We start from the raw sequence: 5,626 nt of genomic DNA, 5'->3' as shown, positions 1-5,626 counted from the left end.
GTTCGGGTTCGGGGGCCGCGGACGACGCGGCCCCCGAACCCGAACCGGCCCCCCGGCCGGCTCCCGTGCAGCACATCGAGGTGGCATGAGCTCCCCGCAGGACCTCCCGGCCCTGGGCATCGACATCGGCGGCACCAAGGTGGCCGGCGGCGTCGTCCAGCCCGACGGCACGATCACCGACACCGCCCGCCGCGCCACCCCCGGCAAGTCCGTCCGCGCCACCGAGGACGCCATCGCGGCGGTCGTCGACGAGCTCGCCGAGCGGCACGGCGGACCGCTGGTCGGCGTCGGGGTCGGCGCGGCCGGCTGGTTCGACCGCACCGGCGACACCGTGCTGTTCTCCCCGCACCTGGCCTGGCGCAACCAGCCGCTGCGCCAGGACCTCGCGCAGCGGCTGCAGCGCCCGCTGTGGGTGGGCAACGACGCCGACGCCGCGGCCTGGGCCGAGTACCGGTACGGCGCGGCGCAGGGCTCGGACCTGGCCGTGATGATCACGCTGGGCACCGGGATCGGCGGCGGCATGGTCATCGACGGCCGGCTGCAGCGCGGCGCGCACGGCGTGGCCGGCGAGTGGGGCCACATGCGGGTCGTTCCCGACGGCCGGCTCTGCGCCTGCGGCAACCGGGGCTGCTGGGAGCAGTACGCGTCGGGCAACGCCCTGGGCCTCACCGCGCGCGAGGTGGCGACCAGCTCCCCGGCGGCCGCCGCGCTGCTGCTCGAGCGGGTGGGCGGCCGGGCCGAGCGGCTGACCGGCGAGGACGTGGCCACCGCGGCGAAGGCCGGCGACCCGCTGGCGCTGGAGCTGCTCGCCGAGGTCGGCACCTGGCTGGGTCAGGGCATCGCGGACATGGCGGCGATCCTGGACCCCGACGTGGTGGTCATCGGCGGCGGCGTCAGCGTGCTGGGCGAGATGGTGCTGGGCCCGGCCCGGGAGCGGCTCGAGCGGGCGCTGCCCGGCCGCGGCTTCCGGCCCGGCCCGACCGTCGTCGGCGCCCAGCTCGGCGCCCAGGCCGGCCTGGTCGGCGCCGCCGACCTCGTCCGGCTGGCCGTCGCCGAGGGCACGGCCTAGCCGGAGGGAGAGACCGGCTAGACGACGGCCCCGTCGCCGTCGTCGTCGGACCGGTCGCGCATCCGGGACACCAGGACGGCGACCCCGCCGACGACGGCCAGGACGCCGATCACGATGCCGACGTCCAGGCTCAGCCCGAGCGTGCCCGGGGTGACGATGCAGACCGCCCCGGCGAGGATCAGCAGCAGCGCGTACAGCGACGCGGGGGCCAGCACCGGCAGCGGCGGCGGGGCTTCTTTGTCTCCCTCGCCCCGCCCCCACCCGAGTCCACCGCAGGGCGTCTCGCCGCCGCCGCCAGTTGTTTAAAAGGCCCCCCCCCCCCCCCCCCCCCCGCCCCCCCCCCCCCTCCAGCCCGAGCCCACTTCCCCGGGGCTCGGACCACCGGACCCGCCAGCCGACTTCCCCGCGGCTGGACCCGGCCGAGACGGACCGCACGACCGCACAGCACCACCGCACACGAGAACCGCACAGCACGACCTGCTCCCTGACCCGAGCAGCAGCCGCACCCGATGCGGGGCCCGTGCCGGTGACCTTCCCCGTCGCCGGACGGGCCCCGCGGTGGGGCGGGCCGCACCACCGACCGACGCACCGGGCGCGACGCCCCGGACCCCTCCGCACCACCCGGACCCGGGCACCCTCCGGCCCGCCGACGTCCCACCAGCACCACGAGCCACACCCGCACCGCCTCGACCTGCAGCGGTCGAGGAGAACCGAGTGGAGATCGGCCGGGACCGGCCGAGAACCCCAGAGCACGCACCACCAGCGCACCGACGACGTCCCACGGCCGAGACGACGCCCCGCAGCACGGACCGCACCTGGAGGACCCGATGAGCGCAGACGAGCAGCCAGCGCTGCACGTCCCCGTGCTGCTCGACCGGGTCACCGAGCTCCTCGGCCCGGCCTGCGCCGCCGAGGGCGCCGTGCTGGTCGACTGCACCCTCGGGCTGGCCGGGCACTCCCTGGCCATGCTCGACGCTCACCCCGGTCTCCGGCTGGTCGGCCTGGACCGCGACCCCGACGCCCGCGCCGAGGCCGCCGCCCGGATCGCCGCCGCCGGCCACACCGACCGGGTCACCCTGGTCCCCGCCGTCTTCGACGAGCTGCCCGACGTGCTGGCCGACCTCGGCATCGACGAGGTCCAGGGCATCCTGTTCGACCTCGGCGTCTCCTCCCTGCAGCTGGACCGGCCCAGCCGCGGCTTCAGCTACGCCACCGACGCACCGCTGGACATGCGGATGGACCCCAGCGGTCCGCGCACCGCGGCCGACGTGGTGAACACCTACTCCCGTGGCGAGCTCACCCGGGTCCTCAAGGTCTACGGCGAGGAGCGCTTCGCCGGCCGGATCGCCGCCGCCATCGAGCGCGAGCGCGCCCGCGAGCCCTTCACCGGCACCGCACGGCTGGCCGAGCTGGTCCGCGACTCCATCCCCGCGGCGACCCGGCGGACCGGCGGCCACCCGGCCAAGCGGTCCTTCCAGGCGCTGCGCATCGAGGTCAACGACGAGCTGGGGGTCCTGACCCGGGTGCTCCCGGCCGCGGTCGACGCCCTCGCCGTCGGCGGCCGCGTCGTCGTCATCACCTTCCACTCCCTGGAGGACCGGATCGTGAAGCAGGCCCTGGCGCTCGGCGCCGCCGACGGCACCCCTCCGGGCATGCCGTTCCCGATGCCCGAGCACGCCCCGGTGCTGCGGCTGCTGACCCGCGGCGGCGAGGCCCCGGGCGACGCGGAGACCGCGACCAACCCCCGCGCGGCCTCGGCCCGCGTCCGCGCCGCCGAGCGCGTCCGGCGGGCTGACCGGTGAGCGCCACCGCCCGCGTGCCCACCGGCCCCCTGCGCGACCGGTCCGGAACCCGCACCGGCAGCGCCCGGTCCACCGGCGGCCGCGCCGCCACCGCCCGGACGAGCAGCCCGCGCACCGGCACCACCCGGCGCACCGGGCCGGTGCACGTCCGGCCGTCGGGCCCTGCGTGGGGTGCTGGTGGGGGGCGGGGGTGACCTGCATCATCTGGGTATGGGTCTGGTGGATCGGGTTGCGTCTCGGGTGCTGAAGCTGCCGCCGGCGACGGGGGGCTACACCGTGACTCGAGGGTTGAGGGTTCCGATGCGGGACGGGGTCGAGCTGGTCGCCGACCACTACGCACCCACCGGGACCGTGCTGGGCACGCTGCTGGTGCGCGGGCCCTACGGGCGGGCGTTCCCGTTCTCCTTGCTGTTCGGCACCGCCTACGCCGCCCGCGGCTACCACATGGTCTTCCAGAGCGTCCGCGGCACCTACGGGTCCGGGGACGAGTTCCAGCCCATGTTCCGCGAGGTCGACGACGGCGCCGACACCGTCGCCTGGCTCCGCGAGCAGCCCTGGTTCACCGGCACCTTCGGCACCGTCGGGCTGTCCTACCTCGGCTTCACCCAGTGGGCCCTGCTGGCCGACCCGCCGCCGGAGCTCGTCGCCTCCGTCGTCCTGGTCGGGCCGCACGACTTCTCCCGCGCCACCTGGGGCACCGGCGCCTTCACCGTCAACGACTTCCTCGGCTGGAGCGACATGGTCGCCCACCAGGAGGACCCCGGCCGGATCCGCGGCCTGGTCCGCCAGGCGACCGGCGCCCGCCGGATGGGGCCCGCCCTCGACGCGCTCCCGCTGCGCGACGCCGGCGAGCGCCTGCTGGCCGGCCGCGCGCCCTGGTACCGCGAGTGGGTCGGCCACCCCGACCGCACCGACCCCTGGTGGGCGCCGGTGCAGCTGGACCGGGCACTGGAGAACGTGCAGATCCCGGTGCTGCTGATCAGCGGCTGGCAGGACCTCTTCCTCGACCAGACCCTCGACCAGTACTCGAGGTTGACCGAACGCGGCGTCGACGTCGCGCTCACGGTGGGTCCCTGGACCCACGTCGAGACGCTGTCCAAGGGCGGCGGCCTCGTCACCCGGGAGTCGCTGGACTGGCTGGGTGAGCACCTCGCGGGGACCGGTCCCCACCGCCGTCCCGCCCCGGTGCACGTGCACGTCACCGGCGCCGACGAGTGGCGGCACCTGCCCAGCTGGCCCCCGACCACCACCGACCGGACCCTGCTGCTGACCGCCGACGGACAGCTCGCGGACGCCGCCCCCGGGCCGGACGCCGCACCGGTCACCTTCCGCAGCGACCCGGCCGACCCCACCCCCAGCTTCGGCGGGCGGCTGCTGGACAACCGCAGCGGCGGCTACACCGACGACACCGCGCTCGGCGCCCGGGACGACGTCGCGGTCTGGCTGTCCGAACCGCTGCCGACCGCCCTGGAGGTGCTGGGGGTCCCGGTGGTCGAGCTGCGCCACGGCACCGACGTCGAGCACGTCGACCTCGCCGTCCGGCTGTCCGAGGTGGACCGGCGCGGGCGCTCCCGCAACGTGAGCGACGGGTACGTGCGCCTGGTCCCCGGCGACGAGGGCACGACCGCGGACGGCGGCCCGGTGCGGCTGCCGCTGGACGCGGTGGCCCACCGGTTCGCCGCGGGCTCACGGCTGCGGCTGGTGGTGGCCGGGTCCTCGCACCCGCACTACGCCCGCAACACCGGCACCGGCGAGCCGCCGGACACCGCCGTGCGCACCGTCGTCTCCACCCGGACGGTCGCCGTCGCCGGCGGGGCGTCCCGGCTGGTGCTGCCGGTCGGCCGGTAGCTCAGCGGGGCAGGTCGCAGACCAGGACCAGCGTCCCGGGGACGAGCGCACCGCGGGCCGGGGACCACTGGCCCCAGGTCTCGGTCCGGCCCGGGGTCCACTCGGGCTCCACCAGGTCGGCCAGCACGAACCCGGCCGCCACCACGTCGCGCACCCAGTCCCCAACCGTGCGGTGGTGCTCGACGTAGACCACGGTGCCGGCGCCGTCGGTCTCCACGTAGGGCGTGCGGTCGAAGTAGGACCCCACCACGGTGAGGTCGGCCGGGTCGGGGGAGTCGGGGAACGGCCAGCGCAGCGGGTGGTTCACCGAGGCGACGAACCGCCCGCCCGGGCGCAGCACCCGGGCCACCTCCGCCAGCGCGCCGCGGACGTCGGCCACGAACGGCAGACCGCCGAACGCCGAGCACGCCAGGTCGACGCTGTGGTCGGCCAGCGGCAGGGCACCGATGTCGGCCTGCAGCAGGGTGGGGGACAGCCCGGTGCTCGCGTTGAGCTCGCGCGCCCGGGCCAGCATCCCGGCCGACAGGTCCAGGGCCACCACCTGCGCGCCGGCGGCGGTCAGCCAGCGGGCGCACGGGGCCGAGCCGCAGCCGACCTCGAGGACCCGGCGGCCGGCGACGTCGCCGAGCAGTCGGGCGTCGGCCTCGCGCAGCCCCTCGGGACCCCACAGGAAGTCCGCGTCGCCCAGGTCGGCGCCGTGCTCGGCGAGGTAGGCGGGAGCCGCCGCGTCCCACCAGCCGCGGTTGGCCCGCACCGACTCGGCCTCGGACACCTCGCGGCGCTCCACCCCGCCGGCCAGCGGGTAGCCGTCGGAGGCGAGGGGGAGGGGAGCGGGCATCCGGCGATGCTGGCACGGCCGGCGTCCGGGGCGGGAGGCCGTGGTGGACCCACCCGGGAGGGGTACGTA

At 76.7% G+C, this 5,626-nt stretch carries 5 protein-coding genes; 3 read left to right on the top strand and 2 right to left on the bottom strand.

What is annotated here, in order from left to right; all coding sequences use genetic code 11:
* Positions 1–85: 85 nt before the first annotated feature.
* Complete coding sequence (locus LFA75_RS00050; protein ID WP_225231741.1) at positions 86–1,069, top strand: ROK family glucokinase; 984 nt, start codon at positions 86–88, stop codon at positions 1,067–1,069.
* 17 nt (positions 1,070–1,086) lie between these two features.
* Here the strand turns inward: LFA75_RS00050 and LFA75_RS00045 are convergent, their stop codons facing one another.
* Positions 1,087–1,284, bottom strand: a complete 198-nt coding sequence (locus LFA75_RS00045; RefSeq protein WP_225231740.1) for a DUF308 domain-containing protein — start codon at positions 1,282–1,284, stop codon at positions 1,087–1,089.
* Between the two features lie 612 nt (positions 1,285–1,896).
* On the opposite strand from LFA75_RS00045, the gene rsmH reads away from it, so the two are divergent.
* Entirely contained in the window at positions 1,897–2,871 is a 975-nt protein-coding gene (rsmH, locus tag LFA75_RS00040) for a 16S rRNA (cytosine(1402)-N(4))-methyltransferase RsmH (RefSeq protein ID WP_225231739.1), read from the top strand.
* 288 nt (positions 2,872–3,159) lie between these two features.
* Positions 3,160–4,719, top strand: a complete 1,560-nt coding sequence (locus tag LFA75_RS00035) for a CocE/NonD family hydrolase (RefSeq protein ID WP_225231738.1) — start codon at positions 3,160–3,162, stop codon at positions 4,717–4,719.
* 1 nt (position 4,720) lies between these two features.
* Here LFA75_RS00035 and LFA75_RS00030 read toward each other — a convergent pair whose 3' ends face one another.
* Positions 4,721–5,557, bottom strand: coding sequence for a class I SAM-dependent methyltransferase (locus LFA75_RS00030; RefSeq protein ID WP_225231737.1), 837 nt, complete (start codon positions 5,555–5,557; stop codon positions 4,721–4,723).
* Positions 5,558–5,626 lie beyond the last annotated feature (69 nt).

The sequence above is a fragment of the Klenkia terrae genome, assembly GCF_900491935.1.
GTDB classification, from domain to species: Bacteria; Actinomycetota; Actinomycetes; order Mycobacteriales; family Geodermatophilaceae; genus Klenkia; species Klenkia terrae.
Note: the sequence above shows the minus strand (reverse complement) of the source record. Positions and strands in the feature narration are given on the sequence as shown.